At 66.7% G+C, this 23070-nt stretch carries 21 protein-coding genes; 12 read left to right on the top strand and 9 right to left on the bottom strand.

All coding sequences use genetic code 11. From position 1 onward, the window contains the following. Positions 1–61: 61 nt before the first annotated feature. Positions 62–802, bottom strand: a complete 741-nt coding sequence (locus G8760_RS08460) for an SOS response-associated peptidase (protein WP_166349654.1) — start codon at positions 800–802, stop codon at positions 62–64. Positions 803–868: 66 nt separating this feature from the next. Between G8760_RS08460 and G8760_RS08465 the strand changes: the two genes are divergently transcribed. Beyond that, positions 869–1387, top strand: a complete 519-nt coding sequence (locus G8760_RS08465) for a DoxX family protein (RefSeq protein WP_166349656.1) — start codon at positions 869–871, stop codon at positions 1385–1387. 65 nt (positions 1388–1452) lie between these two features. On the opposite strand, the gene G8760_RS08470 is transcribed toward G8760_RS08465, so the two are convergent. Further along, the gene (locus tag G8760_RS08470; protein WP_207782152.1) at positions 1453–2100 is read right to left on the bottom strand and encodes a TetR/AcrR family transcriptional regulator; all 648 of its coding nucleotides are present in this window, start codon (positions 2098–2100) and stop codon (positions 1453–1455) included. A 231-nt stretch (positions 2101–2331) separates the two neighbouring features. On the opposite strand from G8760_RS08470, the gene G8760_RS08475 reads away from it, so the two are divergent. Continuing rightward, on the top strand, positions 2332–3291 hold the full coding sequence (locus G8760_RS08475; RefSeq protein ID WP_166349658.1) for a DMT family transporter: 960 nt from the start codon (positions 2332–2334) through the stop codon (positions 3289–3291). A gap of 21 nt (positions 3292–3312) precedes the next feature. Here the strand turns inward: G8760_RS08475 and G8760_RS08480 are convergent, their stop codons facing one another. Continuing rightward, positions 3313–5052: a glycerol-3-phosphate dehydrogenase/oxidase gene (locus G8760_RS08480; RefSeq protein ID WP_166349661.1), complete on the bottom strand. Its 1740-nt coding sequence runs from the start codon at positions 5050–5052 to the stop codon at positions 3313–3315. A 226-nt stretch (positions 5053–5278) separates the two neighbouring features. On the opposite strand from G8760_RS08480, the gene G8760_RS08485 reads away from it, so the two are divergent. From G8760_RS08485 to hisN, 5 genes are all read left to right on the top strand, one after another. Further along, the gene (locus G8760_RS08485) at positions 5279–5992 is read left to right on the top strand and encodes an MIP/aquaporin family protein (RefSeq protein ID WP_166349664.1); all 714 of its coding nucleotides are present in this window, start codon (positions 5279–5281) and stop codon (positions 5990–5992) included. A gap of 30 nt (positions 5993–6022) precedes the next feature. Next, complete coding sequence (gene glpK, locus G8760_RS08490; RefSeq protein ID WP_166349667.1) at positions 6023–7540, top strand: glycerol kinase GlpK; 1518 nt, start codon at positions 6023–6025, stop codon at positions 7538–7540. A gap of 145 nt (positions 7541–7685) precedes the next feature. Then, positions 7686–8978 carry a 3-phosphoshikimate 1-carboxyvinyltransferase gene (gene aroA / locus G8760_RS08495; protein WP_166349670.1) on the top strand — a complete coding sequence of 431 codons (1293 nt, stop codon included), beginning with the start codon at positions 7686–7688 and terminating at the stop codon, positions 8976–8978. 140 nt (positions 8979–9118) lie between these two features. Continuing rightward, the gene (gene rsgA, locus G8760_RS08500; protein ID WP_211198952.1) at positions 9119–9991 is read left to right on the top strand and encodes a ribosome small subunit-dependent GTPase A; all 873 of its coding nucleotides are present in this window, start codon (positions 9119–9121) and stop codon (positions 9989–9991) included. A gap of 105 nt (positions 9992–10096) precedes the next feature. Then, on the top strand, positions 10097–10885 hold the full coding sequence (hisN, locus tag G8760_RS08505; RefSeq protein ID WP_166349678.1) for a histidinol-phosphatase: 789 nt from the start codon (positions 10097–10099) through the stop codon (positions 10883–10885). On the opposite strand, the gene G8760_RS08510 is transcribed toward hisN, so the two are convergent. Continuing rightward, positions 10882–12471 carry an MFS transporter gene (locus G8760_RS08510; RefSeq protein WP_166349681.1) on the bottom strand — a complete coding sequence of 530 codons (1590 nt, stop codon included), beginning with the start codon at positions 12469–12471 and terminating at the stop codon, positions 10882–10884. The two genes, hisN and G8760_RS08510, sit on opposite strands and share 4 nt — an antisense overlap. A 45-nt stretch (positions 12472–12516) precedes the next feature. Between G8760_RS08510 and G8760_RS08515 the strand changes: the two genes are divergently transcribed. Further along, the gene (locus G8760_RS08515; protein ID WP_246222478.1) at positions 12517–13146 is read left to right on the top strand and encodes a TetR/AcrR family transcriptional regulator; all 630 of its coding nucleotides are present in this window, start codon (positions 12517–12519) and stop codon (positions 13144–13146) included. A gap of 778 nt (positions 13147–13924) precedes the next feature. Here G8760_RS08515 and G8760_RS08520 read toward each other — a convergent pair. Then, positions 13925–14245: a hypothetical protein gene (locus G8760_RS08520; protein WP_166349684.1), complete on the bottom strand. Its 321-nt coding sequence runs from the start codon at positions 14243–14245 to the stop codon at positions 13925–13927. Positions 14246–14618: 373 nt separating this feature from the next. Here G8760_RS08520 and G8760_RS08525 point away from each other — a divergent pair, with 373 nt between their 5' ends. From G8760_RS08525 to G8760_RS08535, 3 genes are all read left to right on the top strand, one after another. Further along, positions 14619–17492 carry a sigma-70 family RNA polymerase sigma factor gene (locus tag G8760_RS08525; protein ID WP_166349687.1) on the top strand — a complete coding sequence of 958 codons (2874 nt, stop codon included), beginning with the start codon at positions 14619–14621 and terminating at the stop codon, positions 17490–17492. A gap of 409 nt (positions 17493–17901) precedes the next feature. Next, complete coding sequence (locus tag G8760_RS08530; RefSeq protein WP_166349690.1) at positions 17902–18180, top strand: WhiB family transcriptional regulator; 279 nt, start codon at positions 17902–17904, stop codon at positions 18178–18180. A 241-nt stretch (positions 18181–18421) separates the two neighbouring features. After that, positions 18422–18898, top strand: a complete 477-nt coding sequence (locus G8760_RS08535; RefSeq protein WP_166349693.1) for a cupin domain-containing protein — start codon at positions 18422–18424, stop codon at positions 18896–18898. Positions 18899–19003: 105 nt separating this feature from the next. On the opposite strand, the gene G8760_RS08540 is transcribed toward G8760_RS08535, so the two are convergent. Further along, on the bottom strand, positions 19004–19879 hold the full coding sequence (locus G8760_RS08540; RefSeq protein WP_166349696.1) for a helix-turn-helix domain-containing protein: 876 nt from the start codon (positions 19877–19879) through the stop codon (positions 19004–19006). Positions 19880–20173: 294 nt separating this feature from the next. On the opposite strand from G8760_RS08540, the gene G8760_RS08545 reads away from it, so the two are divergent. Further along, the gene (locus tag G8760_RS08545) at positions 20174–20545 is read left to right on the top strand and encodes an RNHCP domain-containing protein (RefSeq protein WP_166349699.1); all 372 of its coding nucleotides are present in this window, start codon (positions 20174–20176) and stop codon (positions 20543–20545) included. Between the two features lie 39 nt (positions 20546–20584). Here G8760_RS08545 and G8760_RS08550 read toward each other — a convergent pair whose 3' ends face one another. The 3 genes from G8760_RS08550 to G8760_RS30115 form a co-directional block, all read right to left on the bottom strand. Next, positions 20585–21118, bottom strand: coding sequence for a P-loop nucleotide/nucleoside kinase family protein (locus G8760_RS08550; RefSeq protein WP_207782153.1), 534 nt, complete (start codon positions 21116–21118; stop codon positions 20585–20587). Between the two features lie 33 nt (positions 21119–21151). After that, positions 21152–22261: a hypothetical protein gene (locus G8760_RS08555; protein ID WP_166349702.1), complete on the bottom strand. Its 1110-nt coding sequence runs from the start codon at positions 22259–22261 to the stop codon at positions 21152–21154. Positions 22262–22334: 73 nt separating this feature from the next. Beyond that, positions 22335–22973, bottom strand: coding sequence for a Rieske (2Fe-2S) protein (locus G8760_RS30115; protein ID WP_166349705.1), 639 nt, complete (start codon positions 22971–22973; stop codon positions 22335–22337). Between the last annotated feature and the right edge of the window lie 97 nt (positions 22974–23070).

Below are 23070 nucleotides of genomic sequence, written 5' to 3' on the forward strand. Positions count from 1 at the left end.
GTCAGGCCGGACAAGTCGCCAGGGTGGCGGGCGACGCCGCAGAACTGGACGGAGTAGCTGGCTACAGCGTCACCGGGTCGACGAGGTGCGGACCGTTGTTCCTGACATTGTTGACCTCCGTGGACACCGGGAAGACGTCCAGACTTCCACTGGCCGGAGCCTCCATCAGCTGACGGGCGGCGTCGGTGTCGTCAAGACGGGGGTCGAGCCAACTCTGCCAGTTCTCCCGAGCAACGGTCATGGGCATCCGGTCATGAATGTGGCCGACGTCGTCGGACGCCTTCGTGGTGATGATAGTGAACGTAATAAGCCAGGCGTTCGGATCGCCGTCCGGTGTATCCCGTCGGCGCCAGAACTCGTAGAGGCCGGCGAGAGCGAGCGGGTGCTCATCTTTACGTCGCAGGTAGAAGGGCTGTTTGATGGGCTTGCCGGCCTTCGTGACGCGCTCCGTGGGAAACCATTCGTAGAAGCCGGAGATCGGCACGATCAGCCGTCTGGTCGCGAACGCGCGGCGAAACGCGGGTTTCTCGTGCACCGTCTCGGCGCGGGCATTGATCAAGCGGCTGCCGATCTTCGGGTCCTTCGCCCACGACGGCACCAGGCCCCACGTCAGGTTCCGCATCTGCCGGACGGGCTCGGCGTCTTTAGCATCTCGTGGTGGGCGGGCCAGCACGGTTGGTGAGGGTTTGGTGGGCGCGACGTTCCAATCCGGCTCCAGCCGCTCACGGACGTCGATCTGATCGACGCCGAACTCGTCGGCAAGATCGTCTGGACTCTGGGTCACCGCGTAACGCCCACACATGAGTCTTTTCTATCGCGTGGTGTGGACAACAACCCATTCGACTTTGATTCGTGGTAGGGAGGAGATATGAGCCTCGTCCGCCTGATCGCGCGTCCCATGCTGGCGTCCATCTTCGTCGTCCAGGGGCTGAAGAACGTCCGCGACCCGGAGCCATTGGTCCCGAAGGCCAAGTCGTTCGTCGACCGATTCGGGCCCGTGCTGGAAGAACGCGCACCCAACCTCCCCACTGATCCCAAACAGCTGGTGCGGATCAATGCCGCAGCCCAGCTAGGAGCCGGCGTCGCGCTGGCCACTGGTCGCCTCCCGCGGCTGGCCGCCACCGTCCTCGCCGCCACGTTGGTGCCGACCACCCTCGCTGGGCATCCGTTCTGGGAGTCCGACGATCCTGCTGAGCGCAGCCAGCACCGCATTCAGGTACTCAAGAACGCCGGCCTGGCCGGCGGGCTGCTACTGGCCAGCGTCGACACCGAGGGCAAACCTGGTCTGAGTTGGCGCGCCAAACACGCGACCGACCGCGCCAAGAAGGTCACCAAGGCCACCCGCCGCAAGGCCCGCAAGGCGGCCAACAAGGCGAAGCCCTCCTGAGCCTGGCGCTGGACTGCCGGGCCGCCCCTGGGCGACACGTCGCTCGTGCCGCTACCTGTGGGCGATCACAGCGTGGCCAGGAGCAGCACCCGCGCCGCGGCTCGGGCTTGATCGAAGGCGTCGCCGCCACCAGCGGCTGATCTGACGATCAAGCTGCCCTCATGCACCAACGCCAGTTGCGCGCCGAGGTCTTCAACGGCGGCACCACCGAAACCGCCCTCCCGGGCGAGCTGTGTATACACCGCGCGGATCCATTCTTTCTCCGCCCGCACCACCGCCAGCCCCGGATGCCCGGTATTGGCGAACTCCGCGTAGGCGTTGACGAACGCGCAGCCACGGTCGTACTGGCCGTGCCAGTCTTCCAGTGCGTCGAAGATGGCAAGGACCCGCCGCACCGCCGCCTCGACATCCATCTCGGCTGCCACCGGGGGGTGTTGAGCCAACCGCTCCTGCACGTAGCGCTGCCACCGGTCCACCCGATGTTGCAGGTAGAGCGCCACTAACGCGTCCTTGGAACCGAACCGGTCGTACAGGGTTTTCTTGGTGGTGCCAGCCGCCGCCGCGATCGTGTCCACCCCGACGGCATGAATACCCTTCGCGTAGAACAGCTCGCTTGCCGCGGCGAGCAACCGCTCGCCGGCGGGGGTCATTCGAACCGGGGGCGGCGCCTGGAGCGGCAGCGGCGACTGGGTGGGCGCGGTTGGGTTGGTCACCGGGACTCCTCGTTGAGTTGGTCGGCCGGCAGGGCGGAGGCGACCGGCGCCAAAAGTATACCTACCGGTATAGCACCCGCCATGACCCGGAAGCGGCACCGACCGCCCCGGCTGGGCCGGCCAGCACCTTCAACTCCACAACGGCACCCGAGGCCATGGCGCGGTGATGCACTTCACATCCGGAAGCGACGTTTCCTACACTGACAGTATACAGACCGGTATGTTTACATCATGAGTGTGACCTCTACACCAGGCGCCACCCGCATCGCACCTCCTGCCGCCGCCCACCCGTCCGCCGCCCACCCGTCCGCCACCCCCGCGGCGGATGCCGCCGCCGGCACCGCGCTCGTCGTGCTCTGGAGCTCCGGCTTCGTCGGCGCCCGGCTCGGCGCCGATCACGCCGGCCCGGACACGCTGCTCGCGTGGCGACTGACCATCTCTGCCGTCCTGCTTCTGGTCTGGTTCGCACTACGCAATCGGCACCGATCTGAACCGGGCCGCTTGAGCCGGGCAGCCATCGGGCACCACGTCGTCATCGGGGTGCTCACTCAGGCCCTCTACCTCGGCGGGGTATTCGCCGGCATCGCCGCCGGAGTTCCGGCCGGCACCGCCGCGCTGATGGCCGCCCTCCAACCACTTGTCGTCGCCCAAGCCGCCAGCCGCCTGCTCGGCGAACGGGTCCGCCCGGCCCAACACGTCGGGCTGTGGCTCGGCCTCGCCGGCGTCGGCATCGTGGTGGCCGACGACTTCCAGGCCGGCGGCGCCCAGCCATGGGCCTACCTGCTACCCATCGGCTCCATGCTCGCGTTGTCCGCCGGCACCGTGCTGGATCGTCGCTGGCGTCCCGCTGGCAACCCCGCCGAGGCGCTGACCGTCCACGTCACGTCAGCGGCGGTCGTCGTCGTGGTGATCGCCGCCATATCCGGCGGGCTCACACCACCAGCGTCCGCCGGCTTCTGGTGGGCCGTTGGGTGGACCGTTGTGCTCTCCGGCTTCGGCGGCTACGGGATGTACCTGCTGGCGCTACGCCGACAGGGGGCCACCCGGACCAGCGCCCTGCTCTACCTCACGCCACCCACCACACTGTTCTGGGCATGGATCATGTTCGGCGACCGGATAGACGCCCGCGGCCTAGCCGGCTTCGCCGTCTGCGCGGTAGCCGTCTATCTCAGCCTCCGCCGTTCTCACTGATTCGTCCGCCCGTACGCACTCTCAGTTGATCGGCTCGGAGATCAATGAACGGGCCTCGGTAGCAGCCGACCGTACAGCGTCAGCGGCTTGGTCGTCCGGCTTGGTCTGAGAGTCCCGCTCGGCCTCCACCCGCTCGGTGTACACCGCCACCTCGTGGTCGATACGGGCGGCGTCCCACCCCAAGACCTCAGCCATCAGTTCCGCCGCTGAACGGGCAGCATCCAGGCCCCGGTGCGGGTATTCGATGGAGATCCGGGTACGACGGGTCAGCATGTCCTCCAAGTGCAACGCCCCCTCGTACCGAACCCCGTACGACACCTCCACCTTCAGGTAGTCCGGCGCACCCGGCAATGGCTCCAACAGCTCTGGCCGGTCGATGGTCAGCCCGAGCACGTCGTGTACCAGCGAGCCGTACCGATCCAGCAGGTGACGCAGCCGGTGCGGGTGCAGCCCGTGCTTGGCCGCCAACTGCTCGGCCTGGTTCACCAGCGCGTGGTAGCCGTCCGCACCGAGCAGCGGCACCTTGTCGGTGATGGATGGTGCGCTGCGGCCGCGCAGATCCGCGGCGGCGGCGTCGATGGCGTCGGCGGCCATGACCCGGTACGTCGTGTATTTGCCTCCCGCGATGGACACCATGCCAGGAGCCGGACGTGCGACGGCATGCTCACGAGAGAGCTTCGACGATTCGTCGCTCTCCCCCGCCAGCAGTGGCCGCAAACCGGCATAGACACCTTCGATGTCGTCATGTGTCAACGGCGTGACCAGCACGGAGTTGACTTGATCGAGGATGTAGTCGATGTCCGCCCGGGTTGCCGCCGGATGGGCAAGATCAAGCATCCAGTCGGTATCGGTGGTGCCGATGATCCAATGAGCCCGCCACGGAATGATGAACAGGACCGACTTCTCGGTGCGCAAGATGACACCAGACTCCGAGGCGATGCGGTCGCGGGGCACGACGATGTGCACGCCCTTGCTGGCCCGCACCCGGAACCGCCCCCGGGTACCGGCCAGCCGCTGCATCTCGTCGGTCCACACCCCGGTGCAATTGACCACGACGTCGCAGGTGACCTGCTGCTCGTCGCCCGTCTCGACATCACGGACCCGCACGCCGCTGATCCGGTCGGCCTCCCGCAAGAAGCCGACCACCTGCGTGGACGTGCGCACGACCGCGCCATAGTGGGCCGCCGTACGGGCCACGGTGAGAGTGTGCCGGGCATCGTCGGCCCAGGCGTCGAAGTACCTGATCCCGCCGATCAATGCGTCTCGGCGCAGGGCCGGCACCAGGCGCAAGGCACCCGAACGCGTCAGGTGTTTCTGCCCAGGCACCGACCGAGCGCCACCCATGGTGTCGTACAGCAACAACCCACTGGCGGTGTACGGGCGCTCCCAGAACCGGCGGGTGAGCGGATAGAGGAAACTCACCGGCTTGACCAAATGGGGCGCGAGCCTGGTCAGCATGAGTTCACGCTCGCGCAACGCCTCGCGGACCAGACCGAACTCGAACTGTTCCAGGTAGCGCAGGCCGCCGTGGAAGAGTTTGCTGGACCGGCTCGACGTACCCGCGGCCAAGTCGCGTGCCTCAACCAATGCCACCCGTAAACCGCGGGTGGCGGCGTCCAGAGCCGCGCCGGCACCGACCACACCTCCGCCGATGACGACGACGTCGAAGTGCTCCTCGCCGAGCCGCTGCCAATTGCGCAACCGCTGCTCGGGTCCGAGGCCGCCCACTCGCTCGTTGAACCGACCGTCTGTACCGTCCACGGCCACCTCGGCCTCGCCTCCTCGCGGGTTCGATCTGATGAGGTCACACCTCAAGGCCACCAAACTACCTGTTGATTCCGCCGATCGCGTAGACACTCGCAGATTCGCTGGGTAGGTTGCCGAATAGCTTGGAGGGCTCGATACGAGTACCACGGCAACGGTGCCGGGGCTCCCGGTGGCCGGCCGCGTTCAGGGCGCGTGGCCGCGCCCATGAAGGGAGTCCTACATGGACCTGAGCTTCGGCGAGATCTTCCTTTCGGAGATGCTGGGCACCGGCATGTTAGTGCTGCTGGGCTGCGGCGTCGTCGCCAACGTCGTACTCCCGCGGAACAAAGGGTTCGACGGTGGCTGGCTTCTCATCAACTTCGGCTGGGGCATCGGTGTGTTCGCCGGTGTCTACGTCGCCGCCGAGTCCGGCGCCCACATCAACCCAGCCGTCACCTTCGGTCTCGCGGTCGAGGGCACCACGAGTTGGTCCGACGTACCCGCGTACGTCACTGGCCAGTTGGCTGGTGCGATCCTCGGCGCCGTCGTGGCGTATCTCGCCTACAAACAACACTTCGACGCCGGCGACGAACCCGGCAAGAAGCTGGCGGTGTTCTCCACCGGGCCGGAGATCCGCAACTACGGCTGGAACTTCGTCACCGAAGTCATCGGCACCTTCGTGCTGGTCTTCGTGGTGCTGTCGTTTGGGCCGCACCCCATCGACATCGGGCCGGTCGCGGTGGCGCTCTTGGTGGTCGGCATCGGTGCCTCGCTCGGTGGGCCGACGGGGTACGCCATCAACCCAGCACGTGATCTCGGCCCTCGTATCGCACACGCCCTGTTGCCGATCAAAGACAAAGGCCCCAGCGACTGGAGCTACGCCTGGGTGCCGACAGCCGGTCCGATCGTCGGTGGTGTCCTGGCCGGCCTGGCCGGCGGCGCCTTCTACGGTTGACGGCAGACCATCCGACCCGGAGGAGCGTTCATGGCACAGTACGTAGCCGCCATCGACCAAGGAACCACGTCCACCCGCTGCATGATCTTCGATCATTCCGGTGGCGTCGTCTCCGTCGACCAACGTGAACACGAGCAGATCTTTCCGCGCGCCGGATGGGTCGAACACGACCCCGCGGAGATCTGGCGCAACACCCGGGAAGTTTGCGCCGGAGCCTTGGCCAAGGCGGATCTCGTCACCAACGACGTCGTGGCCGTGGGAATCACCAACCAGCGTGAAACGACGGTGGTGTGGGACCGCGCCACCGGCAAACCCGTCTACAACGCGATCGTCTGGCAAGACACCCGCACCGACAAGATCGTCGAAGAGTTGGGGCAACTCGGGGGTGGCCAGGAGCGCTACCGGCAGGTCACTGGATTGCCGCTTGCCACCTACTTCTCCGGACCGAAGGTGAAGTGGATCCTCGACAACGTCGACGGTGCCCGGGCGAAGGCCGACGCCGGCGAGCTCGCCTTCGGCAACATCGACTCTTGGGTGTTGTGGAACGCCAGCGGTGGGACCAACGGCGGGCTACACATCACCGACCCCACCAACGCCTCACGCACCCTCCTGATGGACCTCGACAGCCTGTCGTGGGACGAAAGCATCGCGGCCGACATGGGTATCCCCACGTCGATGTTGCCGGAGATCCGGTCGTCCTCGGAGGTCTACGGGCACATCCGCGAGCGCGGCCCGCTGGCCGGGCTGCCGCTGGCCGGCATCCTCGGCGACCAGCAGGCGGCGACCTTCGGCCAGGCCTGTCTCGACGTCGGCGAGGCTAAGAACACCTATGGCACCGGCAATTTCGTCCTCCTCAACACCGGCACCGAGAAGGTGGTGAGCGAGAACGGTCTGCTGACCACCGTCTGCTACAAGATCGGCGACAACGAAACGATCTACGCGCTCGAAGGGTCCATCGCGGTCACCGGCTCGTTGGTGCAGTGGCTCCGCGACAACCTCGGGCTGATCAGCAGCGCCGCCGAGGTCGAACGGCTGGCCGACAGCGTCGACGACAACGGCGGCGTGTACTTCGTACCGGCCTTCTCCGGGCTCTTCGCGCCGTACTGGCGCACCGACGCCCGCGGCGCCATCGTCGGTCTGACCCGCTATGTCAACAAAGGGCACCTGGCCCAGGCGGTCTTGCAGGCGACGGCGTTCCAGTCCCGCGAGGTCATCGATGCGATGAACGCCGACTCGGGGGTGCCGTTGAAGTCGTTGAAGGTCGACGGCGGCATGGTGGCCAACGAACGGCTCATGCAGTTCCAGGCTGACATTCTCGGCGTTCCGGTGATCCGCCCTGTGGTGGCCGAGACGACCGCCCTGGGCGCCGCCTACGCTGCCGGCCTCGCGGTCGGCTACTGGGAGGGCGAGGACGACATCCGCGCCAACTGGGCCAAGGACAAGCAGTGGGAACCGAGCATGGAAGAAAGTGAACGGGAACGCCAGTACCGGCAATGGAAGAAGGCCGTGACCAGAACGTTCGACTGGGTCGACGACGACACCGACTGACCCATCGTCGGGCCCACGTCGCGGGCACCGGGGCCGATCGCGTATCGGCTCCGGGTGCCCGGCCAGATACCAACACCAGCTCCTCAACCGATCGTCACCTGATCGTTCCCGAGCCCGATCCAGCACACCGGTAAGCTGGGAACCGATGAGTGAGCCGCCCATGTCTCTCTGGCCTGCACCAACCGCGTCTAAGCCGGTGGAGGCCGACGTCACCTTGCCCGGCTCCAAATCAGTCACCAATCGCGCCCTCGTGCTGGCCGCGCTGGCCACCACACCGTCGGTGTTGCGCAGGCCACTGATGGCCCGCGACACACAGCTCATGGTGGCCGCTCTGCGGGCCCTCGGGGCCGACATCAGCGAACACACCGACAGTTGGAAGGTCACTCCGGCCACGCTGGACACCAGCGCCGACGTCCATTGCGGCCTCGCCGGCACAGTGATGCGTTTCGTCCCGCCGGTTGCCGCCTTGTCCAGCGGACAGGTGCGCTTCGATGGCGACCCCCATGCCCGCGTGCGTCCCATGGAGGCGATGCTCGACGCCCTGCGGGTGTTGGGTGTGCGTATCGAGGCCACCGGCCAACGCGGTCGGCTGCCGTTCACCGTGCACGGCACCGGCCGGGTACCGGGCGGGCCGGTCAGCCTGGACGCGTCGGCGTCGTCGCAGTTCGTCAGCGGCCTGTTGCTCGCCGGCGCCCGTTATGAGCAGGGTATCGAGGTCCGGCATACGGGCAAGCCGATCCCGTCTATGCCGCACATCGATATGACGGTCGCGATGCTGCGCGAACGTGGGGTTCGCGTCGACGCCACCGAACGTCGTACCTGGCGGGTCCGCGCCAGCGCCATCAGAGGCATGAACACCACCATCGAACCCGACCTGTCCAACGCCGCCCCCTTCCTCGCCGCCGCCTTGCTCACCGGCGGAAGCGTGCGGGTCCCCGACTGGCCGGAAACCACCACCCAACCGGGCGATACCCTGCGTGACCTGCTCACTCGTATGGGCGCCACGTGTGTCCTGGACGACGGCCTGACGGTCACGGGCACCGGCACGGTCCATGGCATCGATGCCAACCTGCACGACGTCGGTGAACTCACCCCCGTACTCGCGGCGCTGTCAGCGCTGGCCGACCGTCCGTCGCGGCTGCGCGGCATCGGCCATCTACGCGGCCACGAGACCGACCGGCTCAAGGCGCTCGCCACCGAGATCAACCGGCTCGGCGGCGACGTCGTCGAGACCAGCGACGGCCTGACCATCCACCCCCGTCCGCTACACGGCGGCGTGTTCCACAGCTACGACGATCACCGGATGGCCCAGGCCGGTGCGGTACTCGGCTTGGCCGAGCCAGGCATCCAGGTAGAGAACATCGGCACCACAGCCAAGACACTTCCGGAGTTTCCTCGCATGTGGACGGCGATGCTCGAAATGGAGCACGTCGCGTGAACTCGCGGCCGCGCACCTCGCGGCGATCTCCGGCGTCGTACGACGAAAGCGACGTCCGGATCCGGCCAGGCCGAGGTTCGCGGCCAAGAAGCAAGATCCGCCCAGCGCACAACAATGCGATCCCGGGCATGGTCATCGCTGTGGATCGAGGGCGCTACACCTGCGTCGCCGGTGACGACGAGCACACGGTGGTGGCGATGAGCGCCCGCGAACTCGGCCGACGCGCGGTGGTGGTCGGCGATCGGGTCAGCTTGGTCGGCGACGTTTCCGGCCGCGACGGCTCGCTGGCTCGTATTGTCCGCGTGCACCCCCGGCGCGCCCAACTGCGCCGGACCGCCGACGACGAAGACCCGGTGGAACGGGTGGTCGTGGCTAATGCGGAACAGTTGGTCATCGTCACGTCGGTCACCGATCCGCTGCCTCGCCCGCGGCTCATCGACCGTTGTCTGGTCGCCGCCTTCGACGCCGGCATGACACCGGTGCTGTGTATCACCAAAGCCGATCTCGGGGATCCCGGGTCGCTCCAAGCGTCCTACGCTCCGCTCGACGTCGCCACCGTCGTCGCCACGAGGGACGACGAAGCCGAACTGCGCGACCTGCTTCAGGGCCAGATGAGTGTGCTGGTCGGCCACTCGGGCGTGGGGAAGTCGACACTGGTCAACGCCTTGGTACCCAGCGCGCACCGAGCCACCGGGCACGTGAACGTCGTGACCGGGCGCGGCCGGCATACCTCCACCAGCGCGGTAGCGTTGCGGCTGCCGGAGGGCGGATGGGTGATCGACACACCGGGTATCCGGTCCTTCGGGCTCGCGCACGTGGACCCGGGCGATCTCATCAAGGCGTTCGCGGACCTGACCGCCGAGACCGGCGACTGCCCCCGTGGGTGCACCCACGGCTCCGGCGAGCCGGAGTGTGCGCTCGACGCCGCACTGGACGCCGGCCGTCTGGATGCAGCGCGGGTCGACTCCTTCCGGCGCCTGCTCGCCAGTCGGGAACCCCAATCCGGCGACTGACCCGCCCTGCCCGTCCCCATGATCATGAACACTTTGCCGGGCCATGGCCCGGCAAAGTGTTCATGATCATGGGGACGGGCAGGGCGGAGGCGCTACAGTCTGGACGTGGCCCATGACGATGATCTCCGGTTCGCCCACGTCCTCGCCGACGACGCCGACGCTCAGACACTCAGCCGCTTCCGGGCGGCTGACCTCAAGGTCGAGACCAAAACCGACCACACACCGGTCACCGAAGCCGACCGCGGGGCCGAGGAGGCGATCCGCCGCACTCTGTCCCGGGCGCGTCCCCGCGACGGCATCGTCGGGGAGGAGTTCGGCAGCGATGGCTACGCTGCCCGCCGCTGGGTAGTGGACCCGATCGACGGCACCAAGAACTTCGTCCGGGGTGTACCCGTGTGGGCCACGCTGATCGGTCTCATGGTGGAGGACGAGGTGGTCGCCGGCGTGGTCTCCGCGCCCGCGCTGAACCGGCGCTGGTGGGCCGCCAAGGGCACGGGAGCGTGGACCGGCCGGTCATTGTCATCGGCCGCTAGGTGCCGCGTCTCCAGCGTCAGCACACTTGATGCGGCGTCGCTGTCTTACTCCGACGTCACCGAGTGGGAGAAGCACGGCCGGCTGCCGGAGTTCCTCGACCTGATCCGGGCATGCTGGCGGAGCCGTGGCTACGGGGATTTCTGGTCGTACATGCTCCTCGCCGACGGCGCGGTCGACATCGCGACCGAACCAGAACTCCAGCTCTACGACATGGCGGCCTTGGTGCCCATCGTTGAGGAGGCGGGCGGCCGGTTCACCGGTCTCGATGGCAAGCCCGGTCCGCACAGTGGTGACGCCTTGGCCACCAACGGACTCCTCCACGACGAGGTGCTGGCTCGACTGACCGGCGCGACACACTAATTCCCTGCCTCGATGTCGGTGTCCACCCGGGCTGACGCCTCGGTCTGGCTCGACTCCACCAGCCGGACCTTCCGTAACACGACGGTGATCACTACCGCCGCGACGACAAGAAACACGCTGCCTATCGCCGCTGTGACGTTGATGCCCTGAACGAACGCATCTCTGGCGTCATCGAGCAATCGATCCGCGAGTCCGGCGGGCAGATCCTCTGCCACCGCGACGGCGCCCCCCAGGGTTCCACTCGCGGCCGCCGCGGCTTCGGCCGGGAGGTCACTGGACAGCGCGTTCCCGACGCTGTTTTGGTAGACCGCCGTTGCGACGCTACCCAGGGTGGCGATCCCGAGGGCGCCGCCGAACTCGGAGCCGGTCTCGTTCATCGCCGCCGCTGCGCCCGCGTTTTCCGGCGGCGCGGTGGCGACGACCAGACCATAGGCGAGCGTGATGGCCATACCCATACCTAACCCGAGCACCGCGTATCCGGCGAGGACACTCGTTATCGAGTCGGCGGCGTCGAGCTGGGTCAACAAGCCGAATCCCACGGCCATCAGCGCCAGCCCGGTTCCGACGACGAATCCGGGCCGGACCCATCTGACGACCGCGGTTCCCACGGCGATGCCGATCACGTTCGCCGTCACCATCGGCAGCATCCAGAGAGCCGCGACGAACGGCCGGTATCCGAGCACGAGCTGTAGATACTGCACGACCAAGAAGCCAACGCCCGCACTCGCCAAGATGAGGATGGTGTTCGAGCCGATCGACGCGGCGAAGGCCCGGTGCCGGAACAGCCCGACGTCGATCAATGGATCAGGCCGCGACCGTTGCCGGCGGACGAAGAGATAACCGATCAGCAGGCCCGCCGCGACCGCGACCAATGGCGGCACCCGGAGACCGTCCTCCGCGAGATCCTCGGCCAGCTTCTTCAACCCCCAGATGGTGGGCAGGACCGCTGCCATTGACAGGGCCACGCTCACCAGGTCGAAACGGCCAGGGTTCGGATCGGAGTATTCGGGCAGTAGAAGCGGCGCCAGGATGAGCAGCAACACCATGATGGGGATGTTGATGAGGAAGACCGAACCCCACCAGAAGTGGTCGACGAGGATCCCGCCGATGATCGAACCGAGCGGGAAACCGCTGCTGAACGCACCTGTCCACACGGCAATCGCGGTGCGCCGCTGACGGTCGTCACGGAACATGTGGCGGATCAGTGCGAGTGTCGACGGTGCCAGCGTGGCACCACCGATGCCGAGCAACGCCCGAGCCGCGATCAGCATCTCCGAGGTGGTCGAGTAGGCAGCTAGCAGCGACGCCAGACCGAACGCCACGGCGCCGATGATCAGCAAGCGTCGGCGACCGATCCGATCGCCGAGGGTGCCCATGGTGAGCAGGAGGCCAGCCATGAGAAAGCCGTAGATATCCATGATCCAGAGGAGTTGCGTCCCCGTCGGCTCGAGATCGGCGCTCACTGCTGGCGCGGCCATGAACAGCACGGATAAGTCCATCGAGGCGAGAAGTGCCGGCAGCGTGAGGACAGTGAGGCCGACCCATTCGCGGGTACCGGCCCGATCGGGTAGTAAGTCGTTGCCCATGCCCGAACTATACAAACGTATAATACATATGTCTAGGACGCCCGTATGGGTTACAGTACCGTCATGGGCCACCGCGAAGCACTGCTCGAAGGCGCCAAACGCTGCCTTTACGAGAAGGGGTACGCCCGGACCACGGCGCGCGACATCGTCGCGGCATCCGGAACCAACCTGGCGTCCATCGGCTACCACTTCGGCTCCAAGGAAGCTCTCCTCAATGCCGCATTAACCGAGGCGGTCACCGAGATGGGTCAGGAGTTGCTCCAGGCCACCTCCAAGGACATGACCGGGCCCAGCATCGAGGATCTGAGCCGCGGGTGGAGCAACGCCATCAACCGCCTGAACGACTTCCGCCCGCTCCTCATCGCCCAACTGGAGGCCTGGGCGCAGATCGAGCGCTCACCCGAGCTCAGATCCGAACTCGCCGCCCTTTACCGAGCCCAGACGGAGAACGGATTGGAGCACGCCAAAGCCGTCGCACCATGGCTGGACGATCGCAGCGCTCGCGCCGCGGTCGTCCTGACGAACGCCATCGCCGACGGGCTCATGGTGCAATGGCTGCTCGACCCCGACAACGGCCCCACTGGCGAAGACGTCGCCCTCGGCCTAGCGGCACTCACCAGCGTCGTAACCGACGACGACACGACGCCGCGCCGGCCGCGCGCGGACTCCGAATGACCTGAGTCCACGACGGACCATCCATCGCACACCATGGCGTCACTGAATCATGGCGAATGACCCACGTGACACACCTGCCGGACCACCTGCGACATTCGCTGCCATAACGGCGATATCAGGAAATGCCGGACACGGCGCAAACCAGCAACCAATATCGCGCCACTCTCCACCAGCCTGGTGCCGCAAATCCCAGCCGAAGCAGACACACCTACGCCATTGAAGCGGCCCCCATCGAGGGCCACGCCAGCATCCGGTCACACCGGCCGAACTATCGGGCATTCACCACCGATAGGTCGGACACACGATAACGGGCATACAGGGACACAGCGCCATCACCCCGAATCGTGAACGTCGGAAATGCCGGCATTGCCGGCGGTCATGGCTTGCAGCCGCCGGCGGAGGTGGCATCCGGCGGCACACCCGGGGCGATCAGGCACGGGTGCGCTCTCACGGTGGTGGCAGCGCAGCCACGGTTTGCTCAGCCGCCGAACATCTAGAACACTCACCTAGAGCCTTGGATTGCGACAAACATCCCGCGATCGCGTCATAGCGGACGCATGGGGCCGTATTGGTAGGTGATCGGGGAATGCGGATGACCCGCGAGGAGGGTTGAGTGCACCACACAGCGGGGTGCCGCCGAGAGGGCGCGCCAGCCACGACGCTCGTGTCGTCGTGGCTGGCGCACGTTCGGGGCGATCGCGGCACCAACGCGGACCCGCTCCCGCCACCCGGCGTCAATGCGGTGATGGAGGCCCTATCCAGGCCGTGGCCGGCACCTTCATGTGTGGCCGAGGCGCTGGTGATGTTCGCGTGGGAGCGAGCCTCCGGAGGCTCCGACCTCACCTGCACCATCGACGAGGTCGATGCGCTCTGGGATGTCCTGGAGGCCGAAGGAGTAGGCACCGTCGGCCGCCATCAGGCCAGGCATTGGGTCACCGACGCGTGGGTCGACGCCGTGGCGAGTCAACGCGGAGCGCCGGGCATCGAACCACTGTCCGGACTTCACACCGTCAGCTACCTGTTCGGCCGCATCCAGGAACTGGACCGACTGGCCGACTCCACCACGGCGCACCTCGTCCTGGTCATGATCCGCTGGCACGAACCCAAGGATCCATGGACCCGGATCTCATGCATCCTCCAGGTTGCGTCGGCGCTACGATCACACGTGCGCACAGAAGCGACATTGAGCCAATTTGGAACACACTGTGCGTTTGCATTAATACCGGACGATGGCCGCGCGCGACTCGAACGTGGCGTACTGTTGAAAACACTTGAAACGGGGGAACTCGGCACAATGGGGGTCAGCGTTGAAATCGTCCCACTACCAGAAGATCGGTCCCTTGTAACTGAACTAATCGTACGACTTAGGGACGGATCATTGGTTGGGGATCAATTTGGTCCGATTGGCTGGTTCCAACCCGATGGATACTCCCTAGACTGATCGACATACCGAGAAGTAAAGGGACGCACCGTTGACGACTCCAGCCGAAGCACCGAGCGACGCTCAGCTCATCGCGCGTACTCGCGATGGCGATATGGGCGCTTATGACGAGCTGTACCGACGCCACGTGGACGACGCGTCACGAGTTGCCCGAATTGTCACCAACAACAGCGACGAAGCCCAAGACGTCGTCGCCGAGGCGTTCACCCGGGTCCTTTCCCGGCTGCGCGAGGGCGGCGGGCCGGACACCGAACTCACCCCATACCTACGCACGGTCGTGCGGCGCCTAGCCATCGACCGGCACCGCTTCTCGCAGCGCGGCGACACGCCGGCCGACCCGTCGGTCCTCGAGGTCTTGCCGCGCACCGACGACCCCATGGCCCGAGCCACCGACCGACAACTGGTGCGCCGGGCATTCGAGACCCTGCCCGACCGTTGGCAACAGGTTCTCTGGCACACCGAGATCGAGGGCCGGTCCCCAGCGTCTCTCGCGGCGACCCTCGGCAGCACACCCAACGCGGTGGCCGCCCTGGCATACCGGGCACGAGAAGGCCTGCGCCAGGCTTACCTGGCGGTCAACCTCTCCTCCGAGGTCCGCGCCGAGTGCCGTCCCTACGCGCCCAAGGTGGCTGCCTACGTCCGCGGGACCCTGTCAGCTCAGCACACCCGAGCTGTCACGGTCCACCTCAGCGAATGTGAGCACTGCCGGGAACGCCGCGACGAACTGTTGCTCCTCGTTTCCGACCTGCGTGGCACCTTGTGGCCCGCCCTTCTACTGCCCGCCGCGGTTGGTTCGGCAGTGTTGGCCGGCGCCGCGGGAGCGGCCGCCGTCGCTGGTGGCGGCGCGGCTGCCGGGGGGCAGGCCGCCACCGAGGCGGCCACCGCTACGGGTACGGCCGTCCTGACCGGTGTCGGTGCCGCCACAGCGGGAAGCTCCGGCGGCGGGGCGGGCGCCGGCGCCGCGGGAGCTGGTGCCGCGGGAGCTGGTGCCGGGGGAGCTGGTGCCGGGGCGAGTGCTGGCTCCGGTGCTTCCGGTGGCGGGGTAGCGGCATCTGTGGTCTCGCCCGGCCGGCTGGCCCGGCTCGGCAGCAAGACGCTCGCCGGCGCGGCCGGCGTCGTCGCCGCAGGCATCATCATCGCTGGTGCTGCCATGATGCTGAGCAACTCGTCCGACGATCCCCCGGAGGGCTCCGCTGCACCCCCGGTCGCGTCCCAGAACGACAGCGGCGGCAACGGCTCAGGCGATCCCGGTGGGGGTTGGGACGACGATCCCACCGACCCGGAAGAGTCGGACGCCACTGAAGATCCAGACGAGGCCGACGAACCGGTCGAGCCCGGCCCCGGCCGTACCCCGGGCACGCTGCCCATCAGCCGGCCGAACGACACCGACCCCAGAACCGGCGAAACGCCGCCGCCGGGCTCTCCGTCGCCCACCGATCCGGACCGGCCCCCCTCGGACGACCCGACGGATGACCCCACGGACGACCCGACCGACGATCCGACCGACGACCCAACGGAAGATCCCCCTCCACCCCCGGACGAAGACGAGCCGGAAACACCACCGTCCATCGACGCCGGCCCCAGCAACACCACCGTCCGCGCGGGCCAGACGGCCAACCTGTCGGTCCAAGTGTCCGGCAACCCGCGCCCGTCGCTCACCTGGCAGTACCGTGACGGCTCGACGTCGGCCGGTGCCGACACGACACCCGGGGCCCGCTCGGCGTCGATGGCCAGCAGCGGCTGGCGCGACATCGACGGAGCGACCTCGTCCACTCTTCGGGTCTCGGCCCAACCAGAGCTCGACGGTCGCCAGTACCGCGTCGTGGCCCGCAACACCCACGGCACCAGCACCACGGATCCAGCGGTGCTGACAGTCCACTACGCCCCGCAGGTGACGGGTCATCCGGACGCTCGCGAAACCAACGAGGGCGGCAAGGTCACCTTCACCGCGACCGCCCGGGCCAACCCCGCTCCCAGCAGCGTCACCTGGCAACGCCGTGAACGCGGTGGATCATGGCGAGACATGGGGAAAGGTTCTCTCGGCTCTGGGGGCACCCGCGCCACGCTGGAGCTCACCGACATCAAGCGCTCGTTGAACGACCACGAGTACCGCGCGGTGTTCACCAACCAGGTTGGCACCTCGAACAGCAACTTCGCCCGACTCAGCGTCTTGTGGGCGCCCGACGTGGCCAACGGGCCGAGCGATGCCAGTGCCGCCACCGGCGACCAAGCCACCTTCCAGGCCAAAGCCACCGCGGGCAACCCCGGAAACACCGAGTTCCGGTGGCAGGAGAAACCCCCGGGAGGTTCGTGGCGTGACCTCGGCGGATGGCAGCCAGGTACCACGGCCAGCCGCCGGGTCGACGTGACGAGCACCAACCAGGACGGCAGTCAGTACCGGGTGATCTTCAGAAATCGCGTCGGATCCAGCGAGAGCAGTACGGCGACGTTGCGTGTCGCCCCGAATTCGACCAACGATCTGAGCATCGCCACCCCTGGGGGTGGTCACCAATGGTGCGTCAAACCCACCGGTTCAGGCGACAGGCTGACGTTGGACACATGTTCAGATCCACCTGATTGGCAGGTTTATACCGAACAGACCGACACCGGGCCCAACGGACACACTGTCCGTTGGGCCGACGGGCGTTGTTTGAGCGTGTCGCCGACCCCGCATGAGGATGTGTTCCGCGTGCTGCTCCGCGAGTGCCAGAGTCCCGAGCCCGCGGCTGATCAACTCTGGGCATTCAACCCGGCCGCCTCGTCGCCACAACCGATATCGACGACGTTCCTGCCGATCGGCGCGACGGTGTGCCTCGACGTCCGTGGTGGTGCCATCGCGAAGGGCAAAGAGCTGATCGTATTTAGTTGCCACGGAGGTGCAAACCAGCAGTTCAGGCTGAACTGATCGGCTGACTTACCGCCGGACGTCACCACCCGCCGCCCGACCCACGCCGGTCGTGCGGTTTTGTCGCGTTCTGCCGCCGCCCCCGCCGCTATCCCCCCCGGCTCCTCCACCTGTCAGGCCGGACAAGTCCGCCACCAGCAGCAACGCCCCGCCCTCCCCTGATAGGCCGCACCGAAACCCGACGAGTCAGGGCGGCCGGCGGCTACACCACTGGTCGGCGAGTTGTCCGGCCTGACAACGGTGCAAGAGCGGGGCGGGAGAACGGACTCATTCAGCAGGTTTGTCCTGCTCACGCGCGTGGTCGCAAATTTCTCAAAAAAAGTCCGGCAGCGCGCGTCATGACCGACACCTACGTCCGTCAAGTCGGACATGAGGGTCTTGATCGTCTCGGTAAGGGGGCTACGGCCACATGACCGCATTGATCGACGTCACTGAGCTGCACGCGCAGGACTGGTTTGGTCGAGAGGAGAGCTGGCGAGCACTTGCCGCGTGTCGCGGTATGGACACCGACCTGTTCTATCCGGAAGGGCGCGGGAGCACACTGCGCAAACGGGAAGCACTCGCCAAGGACGTGTGTGCTTCATGCCCAGTCGCCTCACAGTGCCGCGAGGCCGCGGCTGGACAACCGGAGCGCTTCGGCATCTGGGGAGGGCTCACCGAAGGGGAACGCGGCTGGTCGCGTCGCTAGCGACGCTCAGAACCCGCGCGAATAGGGAGTCGCCGGGCCCGTGTGCCCGGGGCCGTGGCGTGCGTGATCGTACGTCGCCGCAGGCCCGGGAAGCGCGTGCCGGAGGCGGGCCACCGACGGAATGTGCCAGTCCATCCAGGATCGGTGCCTGGCTGACCGGCGATGACGCGATCTACCGTGATCGAAGCCAGGTCGTTTGATCTGGCTCACGGCGGATGCCGTCTCGACGCGAGGAGGCCGCATGGCGGGCAGGTACGACCACCTATTCGTCCGGCACATGAAGGAATGCAGCGACGACCTTGTCAACGAAGGGGCGGTCGCCGGCCTGCCCCGCCCTGGCAACGTCGGTGACCCGTTCGCGCTCATGCGTAGCGCCGACGTCGACCTCAGCCAAGTGCACATGGCGTACAGCTGGATCAGCGAGACCGACCAGCAGGTCCATTGGGTGAACGACCACGAGCACGACTACGACGAGGTGCTCATGTGGATGGGGAACAATCCGGATGACATTCATGATCTCGGCGCCGAGATCTACCTAGACATCGAGGGTGAGCGACACGTCATCACCACGACGGGTTCGGTCTATATTCCAGCCGGGACCCGCCATTGTCCGCTCGGCTTCATCTCGGTCAGTCGGCCGTTCTCGTTTATCGCGTTGTCGCTGAACGGGGCTTATTCGTCGGACGAGAATGTGCCCTCTGAGGTGGCTGCGCGCTAGTGTCGTGCACCGGAAATCCGCCGCACCCCTCGTTGCACTCGTGTCCTGCGTGGCTGGCCCGGCCGGCTCCTTCGGGGTTTGGGCCGGGCCGGGCCAACTCCGGGTTCAGCCGACGACGTCGCGTTGGCTGACGCGGAACTCCGACGGCGTGTTGCCGGTCTCGCGTCGGAAGAATCGAGAGAAGTACGACGCGTCGGTAAAGCCGAGCAGGGCGGCGATCTGCGCACAGCTGCGATCGGTCTGGACGAGCTGGCGTTGTGCCTCGTTCAAGGTGGCGGTGCGTAGAACGCGGCCGGCGGTGGTTCCTGCCTCGTGCCGGACCAGGTCGTTGAGGTAGCCCGGCGTGACACCCAGCTGTGCGGCACAGGAACCGACAGTATGCCGCACCGACGGCTGTGATTGAGCGAAGCGGAGAAAATCTCGATACAGCGTCGACCTGGGTGAGCTGGGCGGATGTGGCGACATACGGCGACAGTGGATGAGGAGCAGGACGAGCAGGTGCCGTAGCGCCAGCAGCCGCCCGCGCTCTGAAGCGATGTACTCCTCCCGCATCTCGCCGAGTAGGCGTTCCAGCCGCCGTAGTTGGCGTGGATCCGGATGCAAGATCGCCGCACCGTCGGCGTATAGGTCATGGTGCACCGTCGGCGGGCCACCAACGCCGGCGAGGAAATCGTCGCGGAACAGCACCTGGGTGCCGCCCACACCTTCCCCCTGCCAGTGATGGATCTGACCGCGAGTGATCAAGTAGACCTGGGGAGGCTCGATCCGGTATCTCACCGCGTCGACGGCGTGCCAGCCGGAGCCGGTGGTGACGTAATGGATCTGGGTGAAGTCGTGCCGGTGCGGACTACTCGTGAGGTAAGCCGGCCCGCCGGCATCGATCGGACCGACGAGCAGCGACGACGAGCCGGTGTCCCCGCTCGGTGGCACGATCGAGTGCACCGGCAGGGACCGGAGGTCACTTCGCTGTTCGACCCGCACCATCCACTCCTACGATCACTCTTCCATCGTGCCCGGGCCAGCTCAGCCGGAGCACGGGTTGGGCGGGTTCCACGCGCGGCCGGCCAAGTGCGGTGCACCGTGGGTCAAGCCCGATGATGAGACCGTCGTCATTGGTGCCGACGGAAAATCGGTTGCCTCGATCAGGTTCGACGCCGTTCAATAAGCGCAGATCGAGCCGCAGCCGAGTGGCTCGTACGGATTCGAGTGGGTGAGGAGGCTCATGATTGTGCGCGGCACGACCATCGACCCGTCGTGCAATCTTCAAGGAGCCTCGTGTCCACTTCCACCAACGCGGCTCGGCGTCGCCGCCGCGTCTCATCGTTCCGCTGCCTGAACTGCCGCCTGGACGTCTCAGTCGACGCTCCAGGCACCGCACATCGCAATCACTGCCCCACATGTCTGTGGAGTCGCCATGTCGACGACACGCCGGGTGACCGTTCGGCTGACTGTGGCGCGCGTATGGAGCCGATCGCCATCACCACCCGATCCGACGGCGAGTGGCTCATCATCCACCGATGTGTCGGCTGTGACGAGTTACACCGCAACCGGATCGCCGGTGACGACAACGTGGTCGTCCTGTTCGAGCTCGCGGTTCGCCCGCTGGCCAGAACACCGTTCCCGTTGGCGCAGCTGGCGCAGCTATAGGCGGTTCCCGGCTGGCTGTAGCCCTCGTTGCCCGGCGGATCACGCCATCGTGATCCGCCGTGCAAGCGCGACGACGTCGACGGGTCGGGTGGTGTCCACCCCATGCACCGGGCCAAGCCCCAGCGGTTCGGCCTGGCCCGCCCACACACGCCACTGCTCGTCGTCGACGCGGCCGTCGTCGTGGATGACGTGGCGGCTGGACGCTCTGGCCTCGTACCTCTGCCGGGCAAGCTTGACGGCCACCTGACACCAGACCTCGTGAACGTGGCGGACTCCGGCACGTTCGAGACCGGCGGCGGCCACCGAACGAAGAGGAGCCAGCCATGGGCTTTCCAGGACTGCGCCTCGATTGGTGTCGGCCAGCAATGTCCAGAGTGTCTCTCCTGCGGCGCTGCCGAGTAGTTGGCTCCAACGGCGCTGGCTCATCCCGTCTGGAGGTCCACCGAGCATGTCGGCCAACGTCTCTTTGACGCTGTCTTTACTGAACAGCGGCAGATCCAGCGACGACGCCAGTGCTCGCGCCAGGGTTGACTTGCCGGAGCCCGGAATCCCGTTGACCAACACGACGAGCACCGGCCAACGGTACCGCGCAGCGCCCACCGCCACTCAGGAGACGTGCCGTCGCCGTTCTTCAGCGGTTTGTGCTGCCGAGTGCCCGGACTCGGCTAATGCCGTGGGGGCAGAACCTGCGTCGGGAATCCGCGCCGTCGAGGCCCCTTCCGCCCCCGTCTCCAGCAACTTCAGCCGGTAGTTCAGCACCCCCAGAGCGGCGAGATTCACCAGGACTCCGGGCAACGCGTTGAGTTCCCGATCGGCGAAGTTGAACACCTGACCGACCATGATGTTCAGCAGCACGGCATAACGCAGCATCTGTAGACCACGGCGTTGGTCGCGACGCCACCGCTCCAGCCCGACACCGATGATCCCGACGGTGAGCAGCGCCCACCCCAACTGGATGCCTCGCACCGCGGTGAACTCGTCGATGCTAAAACCGGCGATGTTGAGCACCACGTCGACCAACTGCAACACGAGGAAGGCAAGAACTGCCGCGTAGGCGACCCGGTTCCGGACCAGCGCCCGGAGCAGCCGGAGCAGCCTGGTACGGAAGGCCGCGTACCGTCCGGCGCCATGTCGCGCAACGGGGCACGCGTCGATCAGCTCGCGTACCGCGGCCACCGACCGCACCTCGGCGCCCTGCCGCTCGGCCGCCGCGATGAGTTGGATCGCCTCGTACCGGCTCACGTCGTCGAGCCCTCGTAGCTGTCCACCGGCCCCGATGACCACCGCGTTCGCCAACTGCGTCGGAGGGTCATGGATGGGCCGCTCGGACAACCAGTGGACGGCGAGCACCAGGACAACGAAAACCACGTACATGATCGCGAACGCCGGCTGGAAGAAGTAGTCGTTGTCAGCGGTGACGAACTTGCCGACCTCGTCGATGAAGAGCCCGAACCCGACACCACCAACGAACGCGCTCAGCTCCTTCACCCGAGCTCCCAGGAATCCCAGGAGCAGGACGTGCGAGATCAACATGAGCAGTCCGCCCCACAACATGTGGGCGATGTGTAGGCCACCGCCGCCGATCTGTGGGTAGTCCATCAGGATGAGGTAACCCCGCGTCACGAGGATGGCGCTGATGGCGGCGACGATGAACAACTCCAGCCGGACGACGGCATGGACGTCCTGACCACGGAGTGCTCGCGAACGTAGCGACATCATCCGGCTCCTGCCTCGATACCCGAACGCATGCAGGAGCATACCGATCGGTGCCGCTCGGCGGTCGCCGATTCTACGCGCGGGTGATGTGTTCGCCGTCGACGACGATCCCCACCTCAGGTAGCGGGGTGTCGGCCGGCCCGGTATGCACCGATCCGTCGGCGACCGAGAACTGGCTGCCATGACATGGACACGTGATCAACCCGTCGGACACGTCCGTCACGGCACACCCCTGGTGTGTGCAGGTGGCGCTAAACGCCATGAACTCACCTTCAACCGGCTGCGTGACCACCACCGTCTGCCCTTGGATGATGACACCACCGCCGATAGGCACCTCACGGGCCATGACGAGAAGGTCGGCAGGCTCCCCGTTGTCAGGTCGATCAGGTGTCGGGTCGTCGGTGGCTGCTGGGTCGTCGGTGGCTGCTGGGTCGTCGGTGGCTGCTGGGTCGTCGGTGGCTGTTGGCTCGCTGGTCGCGGGCGGTTCGTCACCACCGAGACCCGGGTCGGTGTCGTCTGGCGCCGGATTCGAGGACTGACCGGTGCTGTCATCCGAGTCCGCGCCACAGGCGGCCAGCAAGGCGCTGAACGCCAGCGAGCCGGCGGCCAGCAAGGCGCTTCTCCGACCAATCCCACAGCCGGAACAGGCGACAGCTTCGACTGTCGCCTGGGTGCCTACGTGGTCGACGCCGTGTTCTCCGTGTTCTCCCATACCTATGGTTCGATCACGAGGCCACGATGGATGGCGGCCACCGCGAAAAAGATCTCCGCGGCCGCCCATGGCGGCCGAGATTCACGGCTCACCCGAC

This window comes from Phytoactinopolyspora limicola, from assembly GCF_011320225.1.
In the GTDB taxonomy this organism is placed as follows: Bacteria; Actinomycetota; Actinomycetes; order Jiangellales; family Jiangellaceae; genus Phytoactinopolyspora; species Phytoactinopolyspora limicola.

What these genes read in the sequence shown, in the direction of transcription:
- G8760_RS08460 (WP_166349654.1), bottom strand. Translation starts at nt 802, where the DNA reads ATGTGTGGGCGTTACGCGGTGACCCAGAGTCCAGACGATCTTGCCGAC.
- G8760_RS08465 (WP_166349656.1), top strand. Translation starts at nt 869, where the DNA reads ATGAGCCTCGTCCGCCTGATCGCGCGTCCCATGCTGGCGTCCATCTTC.
- G8760_RS08475 (WP_166349658.1), top strand. Translation starts at nt 2,332, where the DNA reads ATGAGTGTGACCTCTACACCAGGCGCCACCCGCATCGCACCTCCTGCC.
- G8760_RS08485 (WP_166349664.1), top strand. Translation starts at nt 5,279, where the DNA reads ATGGACCTGAGCTTCGGCGAGATCTTCCTTTCGGAGATGCTGGGCACC.
- glpK (WP_166349667.1), top strand. Translation starts at nt 6,023, where the DNA reads ATGGCACAGTACGTAGCCGCCATCGACCAAGGAACCACGTCCACCCGC.
- aroA (WP_166349670.1), top strand. Translation starts at nt 7,686, where the DNA reads ATGAGTGAGCCGCCCATGTCTCTCTGGCCTGCACCAACCGCGTCTAAG.
- G8760_RS08510 (WP_166349681.1), bottom strand. Translation starts at nt 12,471, where the DNA reads ATGGGCAACGACTTACTACCCGATCGGGCCGGTACCCGCGAATGGGTC.
- G8760_RS08515 (WP_246222478.1), top strand. Translation starts at nt 12,517, where the DNA reads ATGGGTTACAGTACCGTCATGGGCCACCGCGAAGCACTGCTCGAAGGC.
- G8760_RS08530 (WP_166349690.1), top strand. Translation starts at nt 17,902, where the DNA reads ATGACCGCATTGATCGACGTCACTGAGCTGCACGCGCAGGACTGGTTT.
- G8760_RS08535 (WP_166349693.1), top strand. Translation starts at nt 18,422, where the DNA reads ATGGCGGGCAGGTACGACCACCTATTCGTCCGGCACATGAAGGAATGC.
- G8760_RS08555 (WP_166349702.1), bottom strand. Translation starts at nt 22,261, where the DNA reads ATGTCGCTACGTTCGCGAGCACTCCGTGGTCAGGACGTCCATGCCGTC.
- G8760_RS30115 (WP_166349705.1), bottom strand. Translation starts at nt 22,973, where the DNA reads ATGGGAGAACACGGAGAACACGGCGTCGACCACGTAGGCACCCAGGCG.